This window comes from Nonomuraea rhodomycinica, assembly GCF_013363995.1.
Taxonomy (GTDB): Bacteria; Actinomycetota; Actinomycetes; order Streptosporangiales; family Streptosporangiaceae; genus Nonomuraea; species Nonomuraea rhodomycinica.
Map to the genome: position 1 here is coordinate 91,447 of NZ_JABWGO010000005.1, position 15,146 is coordinate 106,592.

The 15,146-nt window shown below is 75.3% G+C and carries 8 protein-coding genes; 5 read left to right on the top strand and 3 right to left on the bottom strand.

The features are described from left to right. Window positions 1-20 precede the first annotated feature (20 nt). From HT134_RS21970 to HT134_RS21980, 3 genes are read right to left on the bottom strand one after another with little or no spacing between them, the layout of a single operon-like run. Window positions 21-470, bottom strand: coding sequence for an acyl-CoA thioesterase (locus HT134_RS21970; protein ID WP_175602337.1), 450 nt, complete (start codon window positions 468-470; stop codon window positions 21-23). Continuing rightward, on the bottom strand, window positions 467-6,301 hold the full coding sequence (locus tag HT134_RS21975; protein ID WP_175602338.1) for a type I polyketide synthase: 5,835 nt from the start codon (window positions 6,299-6,301) through the stop codon (window positions 467-469). Before HT134_RS21975 ends, HT134_RS21970 begins: the two co-directional genes overlap by 4 nt. A gap of 8 nt (window positions 6,302-6,309) precedes the next feature. Continuing rightward, a complete protein-coding gene (locus HT134_RS21980) occupies window positions 6,310-7,497 on the bottom strand; it encodes an NAD(P)/FAD-dependent oxidoreductase (protein WP_312888370.1) in 1,188 nt (395 codons plus the stop codon). Between the two features lie 440 nt (window positions 7,498-7,937). Between HT134_RS21980 and HT134_RS21985 the strand changes: the two genes are divergently transcribed. The 5 genes from HT134_RS21985 (at window position 7,938) to HT134_RS22005 (ending at window position 15,141) form a co-directional block, all read left to right on the top strand. Then, complete coding sequence (locus HT134_RS21985; protein ID WP_175602340.1) at window positions 7,938-8,789, top strand: hypothetical protein; 852 nt, start codon at window positions 7,938-7,940, stop codon at window positions 8,787-8,789. Continuing rightward, entirely contained in the window at window positions 8,747-11,479 is a 2,733-nt protein-coding gene (locus HT134_RS21990; protein WP_175602341.1) for an outer membrane protein assembly factor BamB family protein, read from the top strand. Before HT134_RS21985 ends, HT134_RS21990 begins: the two co-directional genes overlap by 43 nt. A 97-nt stretch (window positions 11,480-11,576) precedes the next feature. Continuing rightward, the gene (locus HT134_RS21995) at window positions 11,577-12,371 is read left to right on the top strand and encodes a carotenoid biosynthesis protein (protein ID WP_312888322.1); all 795 of its coding nucleotides are present in this window, start codon (window positions 11,577-11,579) and stop codon (window positions 12,369-12,371) included. Beyond that, window positions 12,359-13,804, top strand: a complete 1,446-nt coding sequence (locus tag HT134_RS22000; protein ID WP_312888323.1) for a phytoene desaturase family protein — start codon at window positions 12,359-12,361, stop codon at window positions 13,802-13,804. Before HT134_RS21995 ends, HT134_RS22000 begins: the two co-directional genes overlap by 13 nt. Further along, window positions 13,801-15,141 (top strand): glycosyltransferase family 2 protein, encoded by a 1,341-nt coding sequence (locus tag HT134_RS22005; RefSeq protein ID WP_246364960.1) that lies wholly within the window; start codon window positions 13,801-13,803, stop codon window positions 15,139-15,141. Before HT134_RS22000 ends, HT134_RS22005 begins: the two co-directional genes overlap by 4 nt. The last annotated feature ends 5 nt before the right edge of the window (window positions 15,142-15,146 follow it).

A 15,146-nucleotide genomic window follows, 5' to 3' on the forward strand; every position in this document is an offset into this window, starting at 1 on the left:
GGCGGCGGGCCTTCCCGGGGTCAGCGGCGGGTGGAGGGGCTCTGCACCTGCTCGAGCAGGCGCCGCATCGGCTCCGGGATCCGCGCGGGCACCATGCGGCCGTGCTCGTCGGGGCGCACGCAGGCGATCCGCTGCTCGCCGGTGGCGACCAGCTCCTCTCCCCCGCCCGGGAGCTGGCGCCAGTACTCGTACGTCATCACGGACTGGGTCTGGCCCAGCTCCCCCTGCCGCATCCGGACGACCACCTCGTCGAACACGGCCAGCTCCCGCAGGTAGTCGCAGCGGCAGCTCACCGTGAGCAGCCGCACCCCGTCGGCGAAGCCGGCCACCACGTCGGGGACGTAGTCGCGCAGGAACATCTCCCGGGCGCGTCCCTGCCAGCGGATGTAGTTGACGTAGTTGACGTTGCCCAGCAGGTCGGTGTCCTCGATGCCGACGACGTGGCGGTACTCGTAGGCGTCCCCGTTCATCGCAGCTCACCGGCCTTGCCCGCGTGGGGGTCGGTCTCGGCGAGGACGGCGAGCACCACGGGCGCGGGCACGCCGCGCAGCCGGGTGGACAGCGTCAGGATCCGGCGCCCGCCGGCGACGAGCCCCACCCAGCCGCCCTCCCTGGCGGAGTCGAAGGTGACGGCCGTGTCGACGGGCATGCCCGCCTTCACCAGGCATTCGGCGGCCGTCCAGATCCGCGTGGCGGCCGTGTCGGCGTCCTCGCCGGTCTCCTCGGCCACGGTCGCGGCCAGCGCGAGCCGGTCGGCGCCGAGCAGCGACGTCCACGCCTCCTCGCTCCTGGGGGTGACGGTCTCCAGGTCGCACCCGGCCGTGGTCGTCGCCATGGTCACGCCGGCGGCGTGCGCCACGGACACCGTCACGCCGGCGGCGCGCGACGCCGGTGCGGTGCCGGCGCCGAGCACCTCCGGCCTGCCGTCCGGCCGCCAGGCGAGCTCCGCCTCGGCGCCGAACAGCCGCCGGACCGCCAGCAGGCTCGCCTGCCGCCGCTCCAGCCCCTCGCCGTCCACGTCGAGGACGACGCGTCCGGCCAGCTCCTGCTCGATGAGCACGTGCTCCAGGTACGAGCCGAGCAGCACGGGAACCCACTCGCGGGGCACCTCGTATTTGCTGACGAGCTGCGTCCGGAAGCCCTGCCACGTCTCGACCACCCGGCCGTCGCGGTCGGTGACCTCGATGTCCCAGCACTGGTCGTCGTACCGGTGCCGGATGTAGACGTCGGCCGCCCGCTCGCCCGCGCGGGGGCCCGGCACGACGCGGTCCACGCCGAGGGGGATGGCCAGCACGGTCGGCCCGCAGGTCTGCATCGGCTGCATGTACGCGTCGCGGGCGGCCGGGTCGCCGAGCAGCAGCCGGTCGGGCAGGTAGCGGCCGAACCAGGACGAGCCCGTCCCGGGCAGGAGCCGGCCGGTGACGTGCTGGGCGCCGGTGCGGTGGATGCTCTCGACGAGCTTGAACCGCGGGCCGTGGAAGAGCATCGGCCCGTACAGGTCCGTGGCCGGGTCGAACGCCATCGGCGGAAGGGCCATGTCGTCGCGCCGGACCAGCCCGAGCGGCTCCGGCTCGCCGGCCGTCCCGGTGTAGTCGCAGACCGCCCGGAAGTGGTCGACCTGGAACTTCGTCGCGCTGGTGCGGACGGCGGCGGCCACCCGGCCCGGCCCGACGCGCAGCGCCGCCACCCGGACGGTCACCGGGGCGTCCTCGGGCACGACGACGGCCCGCAGGAACTCGACGTTCTCCAGGACGGGGACGGCGTCGGCGCCGAGCACACCGGCCGCGGCCTGGGCCATCATCTCCATGCCGACCGTGCCGGGGACGACGGCGCCCTCGCCGCCGCCGAAGACGTGCTCGGCGAGGTAGGGGTCGGCGGCCCAGCTCACCTCGGAGTCGGCGACCAGCTCGATGCCGGGGTAGTGGACGCGCGGCTGCTCCAGGAAGCGCAGCAGCGGCAGCTCGTCGCAGCCTTCGCGGCCGGCGGCGAAGGTGACCGTCGGCAGGTCGCCGAAGCGGCCGGTGACCACGGTGACGACGGGCGCGTCCGGGTCGGCGACCAGGTCGCGCAGCATGGCCACGCCCTGGTCGGGGGTGATGGTGGTGACGCCGACGCGGGCGAGGCTCTCCACCGAGCCGAGCCGTTCGCCCATGCCGACGCCGGACCACAGGGACCATTCGACGGCCCGGCACCGGCAGTGCGGCAGCTCGCGGGCGAGCCGTTCGACGAGGTCGCTCTGCCACTCGTTGGCGATCGCGTAGTGGGCCTCGCCGCGCAGCCCGGCCCGTCCGGTGATGCTGCCGAACGTGACGAGCAGCCGCAGGGCCGCGGTGTCGACGGCGGCCAGCACGGCGCGCAGGCCGGCGACCTTGGGGTCGACGGTGGCGGCGTAGTCGTCGTCGGTGAGCTCCTGGAGCAGCTTGGGCACGTTGCCGCCGGCCCCGTACAGCACTCCGGTGACCCGGCCGAGGTCGCCCTCGACCGCGGCGACCGCCTCGGCCACCGCCGCGGGGTCGGTGACGTCGGCGCGCAGGTAGCGGGCGGTCACGCCGGTGGCGGCCATCCGTTCCAGGTTGGCGGCCAGCTCGGCGTCCCGCTCGGGGTCGGAGCGGCCGAGCAGCGCGAGGCGGGCGCCCGTCTCCTTGGCCAGGCTGAGCGCGCACTCGGCGGTGATGCCCTTGCCGCCGCCGGTGACGAGCAGCACGTCGTCCGGGCCGAGCGGGATCCGGTCGCCGTCGAGCTCGACCGGGGTCAGGACGGGTTCGGTACGGGTGCCGTCGGCGTCGTAGCAGACCTCCGTGAACCCGCCGGTGGCGGCGGCCTCGGCGGCGGCCCGCGCAGGCGCGGCGGCGTCGAGCGGGAGGGTGACGACGGTGGTGGCGACCCAGGGCGCCTCCAGGTGGAGGGTCTTGGCGAAGCCGGCGCCGCCGGGCTCCTCCTGGAGGATCGCGCAGCGGGTCACGTCCTTGTCGGCGAGCACCGCGTCGGCGGCGGCGCGCAGCACCGCCAGCCGTTCGGCGTCCGGGCCCGAGGGCAGGATCGCCAGCACGCCGGCGCCCGTCTCGGCCTCCTCCAGCGCGGCGCGCAGCGCTCCGGCGGCGGGGTGCTCGCCGACGACGCGCCAGACGCCCGGGCTGCGCGGGGCCGTACGGCGCAGCGGGCCGCTCCGCCTGCGCGCCACGGCGAAGCCGTGGACCCAGGGCGCGACGCCGGGCGGGACGATCCGGGCCGCGGCCGTCTCGGCGTCCTCGGCGGGCGCCTGGCCCGTGGCGACGAGCTGTTCCAGCGTCTCGGCGACCTGACCGAGCGTGGCGGTGGCGTACCCGGTGGGCGCGGCGGGCTCGGACAGCCCGAGGCGGCGCATGGCCTCGCCGACGATCTCGCCCACCACGATCGAGCTCAGGTGCAGGTCGTCCAGGAACTTGCTGTCGGCCTGCACCGCCTCCAGCGGGAACTCGGCGTGCGCGGCGACCAGCCGGCGCAGCAGGAGCAGCGGGTCGCCGGCCGGTTCGCCGTCGGCGGGGGCCTCGGGCGCCGCCGACGGAGCCGCCGCGCCGCCGGTCAGCAGCGCGGCGTCGATCTCCGGGACGACCTCGCACAGATTGGTGATGAAGGTGGGCGTGGCGGCCGGGTCGAAGGGGCGGGTGAAGCGGTCGTCGAACAGGGCGCCGACCCGCACGGCGGCGCCGACGGCGAACGCGGCGCCCAGCGTCCGCAGCATCCCGCCCAGCGACTCGTCGTCGGTGCGCGTGGCGACGGCGGGGACGCTCACGATGTCCCGCGCGAGCTGGGTGAGCACCTGGCCGGGGCCCACCTCGATGAGCAGGTCGGCGTCCTTGGCGGCGGCGGCGAGCGCCTCGGCGAAGCGGACGGGCGCGGTGATCTGCTCGCGCAGCAGGTCGAGGGGCTCGCCGACGACCGGCGCCCCGGTCACGGTGGAGACCACGTGCCGGCGTACCGGCGCCGGGCTCTCCTCGGCCAGCGTGCCCGCGAAGACGCCGGCGGCGGGGGCGACCAGCGGCGAGTGGAAGGCGTGCGAGACGGGCAGCCGGACGGCCCGCAGGCCCTGGCGGGTCGCCCGCTCCACGACCCGGGTCACCGCCTCTCCGGGCCCGGAGACCACGGTCTGGCGGGGCGAGTTGAGCCCGGCCACGACCACGGGGTCGTCGCCGATGAGCGCGGCCACGGTGTCGGGGTCGGCGGTGACGCTCGCCATCGCCCCGCCGCTCTCGGACAGCTCGCTCATCGCGCGCCCCCGGGCGGCGGCGACGCGCAGCACCGCCGCCTCGTCGAACGAGCCGGCCCAGTGCAGCGCGACGAGCTCGCCGAGACTGTGGCCGACCGCGGCGCCGGCCTCGACGCCCAGCTCCGACAGCACCCGCAGCCCGGCGACGGACGCGGTCACGATGCGCGGCTGGGCCACGGCGGTCTCGACCTGGTCGCCGTCGGCGGGCAGCGCGGCCGTCTCGTACAGCTCGTCCACCGTGTCGAAGCGGCGGCGCAGCGCTCCGCCGTCGGAGCGCGTGCCGGAGCCCTGGCCGGGGAACATGAGGACGATGCGCGGCAGCTCGCCCAGGGCGCCGAGGAAGATCCCGGCCGCGGCGTCGATGTGCCGCTCCGTGCCCTGCCCGGCCAGCTCGGCGACCCGGCGCAGCCGTTCGGCCAGCTCGGCGGGCGTGCCGGCGACGACCGCGGCGCGCCGCGGTCGGGCTCCTCGCGCGCCGAGCCCGCGCGCGAGGTGCGCGGCGAGGTCGGGCAGTTCCGAGCGCGACATGCCCACCGCGACCGCGGCCAGGTGTTCCGCCTCGCGGCGCAGGTCGTCGGCGGTGTCGGCGTCCAGGCAGAACAGCTCGGCGTCCTGGGGCGAGTTCATGAGCGTGCGGGTGCGCCCGTCCAGGCGGGGGCGGCGGGGGCGCGGCGACTCGATCACGACGTGCGTGTTGATGCCGCCGAAGCCCATGGCGCTGACGCCCGCGCGCAGCGGCGCGCCGGCCGGCCACGGCTCGGCCTTGCGCAGGGTGCGCAGGGCGGGGGACTCGCCGGACAGCAGCTTGTGCGGCCGCTCGCATCCCGTCGTCGGCGGCAGCACCGCGCTGTTGACCGCCATGACGGCCTTGATCAGGCCGGCCATGCCGGCGGCGGCCTTCGTGTGGCCGATGTTCGCCTTGACGGAGCCGATGACCGCGGGCGGCGCGCCGGGGGCGGCGGCGCGGCGCGCCTCGGAGATCGTCTGGAGCTCGGCGGCGTCGCCCACGGCGGTGCCGGTGCCGTGCCCCTCGAAGTACGGCACCTCGTCGATGCCGAACCCGGCGCGCTCGTAGGCGCGGTCGAGGCAGAGCCGCTGGCCGTCGGACTCGGGCCGGGTGATGCCGCCCGCGCCGTCCGAGGACACCCCCCATCCGGCGACGAGGGCGTGCACGCGGTGACCCCGGGCGACGGCGTCCTCCTCGCGCATCAGCACGACCATGCCGCAGCCCTCGCCCGGCCAGAAGCCGGCGGAGCGCTGGTCGTAGACGCGCATCTCGTCGGCGGCGAGCGCGCCGGCCCGGGAGAAGCCGATCAGCTCGTTCGGGTCGATGCTGATGTCCACCCCGCCGGCGACGGCGACGTCGAGGTCGCCGGCGACCAGCGCGTTGCAGGCCGTGGTGAGCGCGAGCAGCGACGAGGCGCAGGCGCCGTCCACGGCGTAGCCGCCGCCGTTGAGGTCGAAGTGGTTGCAGATGCGCCCGGCGATCGTGTTGGACAGGCCGCCGGCCAGGTAGTCGCCGTCGGGCACGGGGAAGGGCGCCTTGTAGTCGCGTTCCATGCGGGCGAGCAGCTCGGCGAGCTGCTCGGTGTCCATCGTCCCCTCCAGGGCTCCGGCGACGACGCGGCGCACGTACGGCCAGCGCAGCCTGATCCCGGCGGCGCGCTGGCCCTCGCCGGTGAGGGAGTTGCCGATGACCACGCCGGTGGTCTCGTGCGGCGCGCCCTTGCCGTCGGGGAAGCCCGCGTCGGCCAGCGCCTCGGCCGCGACCTCCAGCGCGAGCCAGTGGACCATGTCGGTGTTGCGGTACGTCGTCCCCGCCACCTTGAACCGCAGCCGGTCGAACTCCCAGTCGCGTAACAGCGCCGCCTCGGTCGTGTAGAAGTGGTCGGGCGCCGTGCGGTCCTCGGACCAGTAGTCGGACAGCCGGATGCGTTCGGGGGGCAGCCGGCGGAAGGCCCGGCGGCCGGCCACGGCGTTGTCCCACAGCTCACCGGCCGTGGAGGCGTCGGGAAAACGGCATGCCATGCCGACGACGGCGATACGAGAGGTCACGGGAATCCTTAGCTGTTCGACGGCGCGTTGCGCAGACGGTGGAAGGCGTTCACCCGCGCGGCGCGCAGCAGCGAGCCCGGTGACGCGAACTCCTTGACGTCGATGAGGCGCGAGGCGAAGGCGTAATAGTGCCGGGCCGCCCCGGCGTCGCGGGCCGCGGCGGAGAGCAGCAGCCGTTCGAAGACGTTGAACGGCCGCACGGCCGCGTAGTCCTCCATGAGCCGGTGATGGCTGTCGAGCGCGGCGCGGTGTTTCCCGCCGTACGCCGCGAGCCCCGCCGGCACGTCCCCTCCCCCGGCCACGGCCGGGCCGACCGCGTCCACCAGCCACTGGGCCGACTGGAACGCCCACCCGCACCCGACGCCCCACAGCGGGTCGGTGGCCAGCGCCGCGTCGCCGACGAGCGCGAGGCCCGGCCCGTACGGCTTGCGGTAGACGTTGGGCAGGTCGCGCGTACCGATGACCTTGGAGATGCGTTCGCCCTGGTCGATCGGGGGCGCGTCGGGCAGGGCGCGGACGAACCGCTCGAAGCTGCCCTCCGGGTCGGCGCGGAAGGCGGAGGCGTGGTGCTCCTTGCTCGGGCTGCAGGCGACCACGGTGACGCCGTCGTCGTTGGGGAAGGCGAAGGCGGTGTCGGGGTCGAGGAACCACACCCGGCTCGCGTCGCCGTCGGGCAGGCCGCGGTATTGGGCGAGGAAGCCCAGCCGGTTGTTGGCGCTCAGCCGTACGGGCAGGCCGCTGAGGGAGCCCACGGTGGAGTTGCGGCCGTCGGCGCCCACGACCAGCCGCGCCGTCAGCCGGGTCTCCGTGCCGTTGGCCGTGACGCGCACGCCGGTGAAGCGGCCGTCCTCCTCCAGGAGCCCGTTGACGCCGCTGCCGAGCCGCAGCTCGACGCCCGGTGTCTCGGCGGCCAGCCGCCTGAGCAGGGGGTCGAGGGTCCGGCGGCGGACGTTGAGCCCGTGCGGCAGCGGCTCCCTGCCGGGCGCGGGCCGCGGCTCGATCCATCCCCAGCGGGTCCACAGGTGGGTGACGTGCCGCCGTGCCCCCGCCCGCTCCAGCGGGGGCAGCAGGCCCAGCGTCTTGACGACCGGCATGCAGCTCGGCTGGAGCGTGTGGGTGCAGAGGACCTTGTACGCGTCCATGCCGGAATGCTTTTCGAGAAGCGCGACGCGGGCGCCGAGATTCGCGAAGAGTATGGCGGCGGCGCATCCGGCAATGCTCGCGCCCACTATGACGACGTCATAGTCATCTGACATGCGACATTTTCCCTACGTGACCACGGCTGAGCGCACTCCCGCGCAAAGGAAGTGGTTGAACCGTAAACGGGGATTGAGGTGATCATTAAGAGAGTTACTGAATGGTAGGGATCGGGCTCCGAGATCGTCAAGAGTCCCCCGAGACCCGGTCGGCACCGGATCGGCATGCCGCGGCAGGTGGAGCCGCCGGTCTCGATCGGATCCCTTTCCGGCATTTCCGGGCGGAATCCTTATTGCGCCCGCGCCGGCAATCTCTCGTTCCCGATCCGCCCTCAGGGAATTCAGGAGCTCCCAGACTGAATTCGTCGACACCACGGCCGCGCGGCCGTCCCATCAGCTATACATCAGCTGCCGTTGCACCGCCGACGAAGGGGATTCCCATGGTCAGAGCGCGCCAGAAGCAGCGTGCCGCATCCGCCCCCCGCGCCGAGGAGGCCGGCGGATGGAAGGCCATGCGGACGTGGTTGGCGGGAATCGTCAGCGCCGTGATCGTGGCGGCCGTCGGGGTCGTGTTCACCGCCTGGTTCAACGCCCGCGGCTCCGACACCGTCGGGAGCATCAGCGGCGAGCCCCCGATCAAGGTCGGCCACGTCGCCGTCGACTACGCCACGCAGGACACCGCCCTGAGGCAAGCGGTGACCGACCCCGCGGACCGGACGGTCCTGCTGGGCAGCGCGTCCGGCTCGCGACGCGACACGGTCATGGCGCGCCACGACCGGGCCCCGCTCGAGACCGCCGACCTCACCGTCGTCCTCGTCGGCAACCGCAGCAGTCTGCGCATCGTCGACATCCAGCCGCGCGTCCTCGACCGCAAGCCCGTCTCGGACGGCGCGCTGTTCATCCACACGTCGGGCGGAGAGGCCTTCACCATCGAACTCGCCGCCGACCTCGACCAGCCCGCGCCCCGCTTCACCAGTCCCCAAGATCCCGACATCTCGTACTTCAGGAAGAAGCAGATCGACCTCAGACAGGACGAACGAGTCACGCTGTCCCTGACGGTCACGGGCACGGCCGCCTACTACGCCTTCGACCTCCTGGTCACCGTGCTCGCGGGGGACCGGACCGAGCAGCTGACGATCCAGGGGCCGGACCGGACCCCGTTCCGGGTGACCGGGACCTCCGGCACCTACCACGCCTACTACACGACCTCTCCGCTCGGCGGCTGGCAGCCGATCTCCAGGAGCGGCGCGTGCGCGATCGAGCCGAAGCTCGCCAAGGCCGGGAAGTGCTGACCGCGCGCAGGCGCCGCTCGGCCGCGATCCTGCTCGTGGTCGTCCTGGCGACCTGCTCGGCCGCGGCCGTGGACGACGTCACGAGACCTCCTCGCGTACCCGTCGAGTGGCACGCGTCGTGGTCGGTGCCCGCGGATGCCGGGAACGGCCTCATGTTCCTGCAGGCCCCGGGCCACGCCGTGTCCGCCCGGGCGGTCGCCGTGGCGACGCGGCAGAGCACCGTGAGAGTCCACGACCCGCGCACGGGCGCGCTCCGACGCGTCATCCCCGCCGACCCCGCCCGGCCCGCGCCCGTCACCGGCGTCTGGATCGCCGGCGACACGCTCGTCGTCGCCAGAGGAGAGCCGGACGGCGCCGAGCAGACCCTGTACGGCCACGACCTGGCCACCGGCGCGCCGCTGTGGCGGCGCACGGCCGTCACCGCCCCCGGCCGGCCCCGCTTGGGTGACACCGGCTCGTACCACGGCCCGCGGATCCTGGCGACCGAGCGCGGCGTCGTGGTGTTCGAGCGGGCCGACGAACCCCTCGACATCCAGGCCCTCGACGCGCGGACCGGGACGACCACGGCCAGGACGACCTACCCGCGAGACTGCCGGCTGACCGGTGCCGCGACGGCCCGGTCGGTGCGGCTGCTCAGCTACTGCCAGGGGAACGAGCTGCGGCTGGCCTCGATCGATCCGCGCACCCTGCGGCAGGAGTGGACGCGCCTGCTGCCGTCGTCGTCCTCCCCGGCGGGCGGCGGCCCGCCGATCAGGCTCACGGCCAACGCCGAAGGGTACGTGAAGGCCAGGGCGGGTGCGGACGACTTCTTCCTCGGGCCCGACGGCCGCCTGCTGTCCACCGGCTCGCAAGCCGTCACGGTCACGGACCCGGACCGCTGGAACCCGCCCCTGTACGCCGGCTCCCCCACCGTGGCGAACGACCAGGGCCGTACCCTGCAGCACTCCACCTGGCCGCTGCCCGCCTACCTGATCTCCATGGACCCCGGCACCGGGCGGCTCGGCGGGCTGCCGATCGACCTGCCCGCCCACCTGGTCTCCCTTGCCGGGGCGAGCCGGGACATGGCCTTCGTATTCAGCGACGTCCCCGGGGACGGGCGGCTCACCGCGTACGAGCTGATCTACGGGACCGCCCGCCCGGCTACGGCCTGGCCGGACGCCTGCGGCCTGCTGACCGCCCGCGACCTGGCGGCCTTCGCGGACGGCTACCGCCCGGCCCCGGCGACGGACGGCGCGGCGAAATGCGACTGGATACCGCCGGCCGACGACGGCGCCGTCGTCTCGCTGTCCGTGGAATGGGTGTCGTCGTCGGAGGCGGGCGCGCGCAAGCTGTACACCGCCGAGGCGGCCGCCGTCCAAGAGACCGGCGACATCGACCCCACCACCGAGGCCCCCGGCTTCCTGTCGTACACCGTGGCGGAGACGAACGGCTTCTACGGCGCGACGATCATGAACGTGGGCCCCGTCGTCGTCCGGCTGGCCTCGTCCTCACGGCAGGCGGTGCGGCTGCTCTCCCCGCTGCTGCGCGACCGGCTGCTCGCCCGGTACCAGCCGGGCGCTCGCGCCCCCGCCCCCGCGCGCGAACCCGGATGGAGTTTCCCGACCGACGCGGCCGTGCGTACCGAGCCGGTGGTGACCGGCGGCGTCGTCTACGCCACCAGCGGCGACGGCACGGTGTCCGCGCTGGACGCCGCCACCGGCGCGGTGCGGTGGCGCCACCGGACGGGCGGTTCCGTGGAGGACGGCCACGTGGTGGCGCACGGCGCCGTGTACGCGGCCGGCAGCGTCGGCGGGCTGGTGGCGCTGGACGCGGGCACCGGCCGCCCGAGATGGAGCCGCAAGCTCATCGTGTCCGGTCACCTCGTGGTCGCGGCGGGCCGCCTCTACCTCTGGACCAGGCATCCCACCTGGTCCCTGAAGGCCGAACTCGTCGCGCTCGACGCCACCTCCGGCAAGCGGCTGTGGAGCTTCGAGCCGGCGGGCGACATGCTGACCCCGGAGCCCGTGCTGGCCGGCGACGTCGTCCTCGCCGGCAGTGACCACGGCGTGGTGTACGCCCTCGCCCCCGCCACCGGCACCGAGAGACGGCGCTACCGGCTCGGCGCGGAACACGACCGCATCCTCCTGCTGAGGGCCGGCGCGACCGTCTACGCCACGAGCAGCAGCGGCGACGTGAACGCCCTGGACGCCGTCTCCGGCGAGGTCCGCTGGAGATCACGGATCACCGGCACCATCGCGTCCCGCCCGGTGGTGGCCGGCGGGACCGTGTACGTGGGCGACGACGAGGGCACCACCCACGCGCTGGACGCCGCGACCGGCACGCCCCTGTGGCAGGTCCGGGCCGGGGGCGACCAGCCCATGTTCACCTGGAGAGCCGCGGTGGCGGGCGGACTCCTGTACACCGTCGGCCGCGACCGTACGCTGTACGCGCTCGACACCGCCACGGGCAGGACGCGCCGGCGCCTCCCGCTTCCGGGCGGCCGCGGCAGCGGCCCCGTGGCGGCGGACGGAACCATCCACGTCTCCGACCGCGAGGGAACGCTGTACACCCTCGACGCCGCCACCGGCACGGTGCGATCGAGGTTCCGGACCGGTGGCACCGCCCAGACGGACCCTGTCGTGGCGGACGGCTTCGTGTACCTCGGCAGCTCCAACGGCAATATCTACGCCCGGCCCACCGCAGGCCCGTAACGCGGCGACCTCGGGGGTGAAGGTGATCGTCGACGGCGCGGCTTCGAGAGCGGCCGGACGATGCATCCGATCGGCCGGATCGTCCGAAGGTACCGGCGTGACCGCAGTCTCGGCCCGGCGACGCGCCCCCTCGATCATCGGAACGGTTCTGCTGTGCGCGATGGTCGCCGCGCAGGTCGTCAGCGGTGCGACGGACGAGCTGCGCGGATGGACGGGCCCCGTCGTGCTGCTGCTGGCGGCCTCGTCCGTGGCGTTCGCGGCCGGTGCGACCGGCCGGCCGGGGCGGGCCGTGGCGGCGTTCGGCGCCGTGGCGGCCGTCGGCTACGCCGCCGAGCTGGCCGGGGTGACGACCGGGGTGCCGTTCGGGGCGTACTCCTACACCGAGGTGCTCCAGCCGCAGCTGCTGGGCGTGCCGGTGATCGTGCCCGTCGCCTGGGGCGGGATGGGGCTGGCCGCGTACGCGGTCGCGCCGGGCGGTGGCGTCGCCCGCCTCCTGCTCGGGGCTCTGGCGCTGACCGCGTGGGACCTGTTCCTGGATCCGCAGATGCTCCGCCTCGGGGCGTGGACCTGGCACGACGGCGGCTTCTACCGCGGCGTTCCGCTGAGCGACCTCGCGGGGTGGCTGCTGGTGTCGCTGGCGGTGATGGCGGTGATCCACGGGCTGCTGCCGGAGGTGTCCGGCGCGGTGGGGCCGGCGGCGGTGTACGCGGTGATGGCGGTGATGGAGACGGTCGGGTTCGCGCTGGTGTTCCGGCCGCCCGACCTCGTGGTCGCCGTGTGCGGCGGCGTGGCCATGGGAGCTTTCGTCGCCGTACGGGTGGCGGCGGGGGTCGGCGCGCGAGCCCGGGCCCGGGCGGGTACGAGGACCGAGGAGGACGTGTGGCGGCGGTGAGCGTGGTGGGCGGCGGCGTGGGCGGGATGGTGAGCGCCCTGCTGCTGGCCCGGTCCGGGCACGAGGTGACCCTGCTGGAGCGGCTCCCGCGGCTCGGCGGCAAGCTGGCCGAGCACCGGCACGACGGCTTCCGCTTCTCCCTGGGCCCGTCGCTGCTCACGCTGCCCGGCGTGTTCCGCGACCTGGGCGTGGGACGCGAGCTGGTGGAGGTCCGGGAGCTGTGCCGCTACCGCTTCGCCGACGGGTCGGTGCTGACCGCGCACCGCGACCCGGACCGGATGGCGCGGGAGGTGGAGCGGCTGGCGCCGGGCGAGGGGGCGCGCTGGCTGGCCTTCCACGCCTGGGCGCGGCGCTGCCTGTCGGCGTCGGCGCGCACGTTCTTCGCCGGCCCGCTGAACCGCCCGCCCCGCGCGGCGCACCTGTCGGACCTGCTCGCGGTCGCGCCCGGCCGCACGCTGGCGGGCCTCGCGCGCCGCTTCTTCCGCGACCCGCGCCTGCGCCAGTACGTCAACCGCTACGCCACCTACGCCGGATCCGACCCGTACCGCACCCCGGCCGCGCTCGGCTGCGTGCCGGCCATCGAGCACGACCACGGCGCCTGGTACGTCCCCGGCGGCCTGCCGCGTCTCGCCGGCGACCTCGCGGCCCTGCTGGCCGAGGCCGGTGTGGAGGTGCGGCTGTCGGCCCGGGTCGACGCGATCGTCGCCGACCGGCGGCGGGTCGGCGGGGTCCGGCTGGCGGACGGCGAGCGCATCACCGCCGACGTGGTCGTCGCGAACACCGACGCGGCCGAGCTGTACGGGCGGCTGCTGCCCGACCGGCACAGGCTGCGGCGCGTCGCCGCGCTCGGCCCGTCGTCGTCGGCCTTCCTGATGCTGGCCGGGGTGGAGGGGCGCACCGAGGGGCTCGCCCACCACTCGATCCTGTTCCCGGCCGACCAGCGGGCCGAGTTCGACGCCCTCTTCCGGCGCCGGACGCCGTCCACCGACCCGACCGTCTACGTCGGCTGCGCCTCGGTGGACGACCCGTCGCAGGCCCCGGCCGGCGCCGAGGCGTTGACGCTGCTGGTGAACGTCCCCGCCCGCGACCCGTCCCGCTGGCCGGCGCCGCCGGAGTCGTACCAGGACCTGGTGCTCGAACGGCTCGCCGAGCGCGGCCTGGACCTGGCGGGGCGGCTGCGCTTCGTGGACCTGTTCACGCCCGCCGACCTGCGGCGGCGCTACGGCGCGTGGGGCGGCGCCATCTACGGCACCGCGTACACCGGCCGGCTGTCCCCCTTCCGCCGCCCGGCCAACCGCGGGCCCCGGCGCGGGCTGTACCTGGTGGGCGGCTCGGCGCACCCCGGCGGCGGGCTGCCGCTGGTGGCGATGGGCGGGCGGATCGTCGCCTCGATGGTGGACGACGACTTCCCCACCGGGAAGGCGGCCTCATGAGGCCCGGCGGCCTGATGAGGCCCGGGGGCCTGCTGAGGCCCGGGGGCCTGCTGAGCGTGGGCGGCCTCGCGCGATGGTCCGTGGTGGTCGGGGCGGCGCAGGCCGTCGCGGGGGCCGTCGTCTGCGCCCGGCTGGCGAGGGGACGGCGGCGCCGGCCGCCGCTGCGTCCCGTGCCCGGCGGCTCCGGGGGCGGCGGGTCGGTGGTCGCGCCCGCCGGCTCCCGGGGCGGCATGTCGGTGATCGGGCCCGCCGACTCCGGGGGCGGCGTGTCGGTCGTCATACCGGCCCGGAACGAGGAAGGGCGGCTGGGGCCGTGCGTGGCCGCCGCGCTGGCCGATCCGGCCGTGCGCGAGGTGATCGTGGTGGACGACGAGTCCACGGACGGCACGGCGCGGCTGGCCGCGTCCCTGGGCGCGACCGTCGTACGCGGCACGCCGCCGCCGGAGGGCTGGGTCGGCAAGCCATGGGCCGTCCACCAGGGGCTGGCCGCCGCGAAAGGCCCGGTCGTGGTGACGCTGGACGCCGACGCCCGGCCGCGGCCCGGCCTGTTCGGGGCGCTGGCGGCCGGGCTGGAGGAGTTCGACCTGGTCTCGGCCGGACCGCGGTTCGTCTGCGACGGCCCGGTCGAGCAGGCGCTGCACGCCTCGTTCCTGGCGACGCTGGTCTACCGGCTCGGGCCGATCGGGGCCGCGACGCCGCCCCCGCCGCACCGGGTCCTGGCCAACGGCCAGTGCCTGGCCTTCCACCGGTCCGCGATGCTGGCCGCCGACGGTTTCGCCCGGGTACGCGGGCATCTGGCCGACGACGTCGCGCTGGCCAGGACGCTGGCCGCGGACGGCTGGCGGGTGGGACTCCTCGACGCCGGTGACCTGCTGGTCGTGGACATGCACGACTCGGTGGCCGGCGTGTGGCGGGAGTGGGGGCGCACGCTGGCGCTGGCCGACGTGACGGGGCGGGGACGGCAGGCCGCCGACCTGGCCGTGGTGTGGCTGACCGCCGCGCTGCCCGTGGCGCGGCTGCTGGCGGGCCGGACCACGCCGCTCGACCTGGGGCTGGTCGGGGTGCGGCTGCTGCTCGCGTGGGCGCTGCGCGGCAGCTACGAGCGGCCCGGCCTGGGCCTGCTGCTGTCGCCGCTGCTCGATCCGGCGACGGCCGTCCAGCTCACGCGGGCGACGTACCGGCCGCGCCGCACGTGGCGAGGGCGCTCCTACGGGCCTCCGCGTCCGCTCGGCTCGCTCTCGGCCCGCTCTCGGTCCGCGTTCGGCCCGCCTTCGGGCGGCGGAACGGGCGTGGGTACCGGCCGTGAAACGGGCGGCGGGATGAGCGGCGGGCGGTGAGCGTG

Bases quoted from the DNA above. Each gene is read 5' to 3' on its own strand.
- HT134_RS21970 (WP_175602337.1), bottom strand. From the start codon at position 470: ATGAACGGGGACGCCTACGAGTACCGCCACGTCGTCGGCATCGAGGAC.
- HT134_RS21985 (WP_175602340.1), top strand. From the start codon at position 7,938: ATGGTCAGAGCGCGCCAGAAGCAGCGTGCCGCATCCGCCCCCCGCGCC.
- HT134_RS22005 (WP_246364960.1), top strand. From the start codon at position 13,801: ATGAGGCCCGGCGGCCTGATGAGGCCCGGGGGCCTGCTGAGGCCCGGG.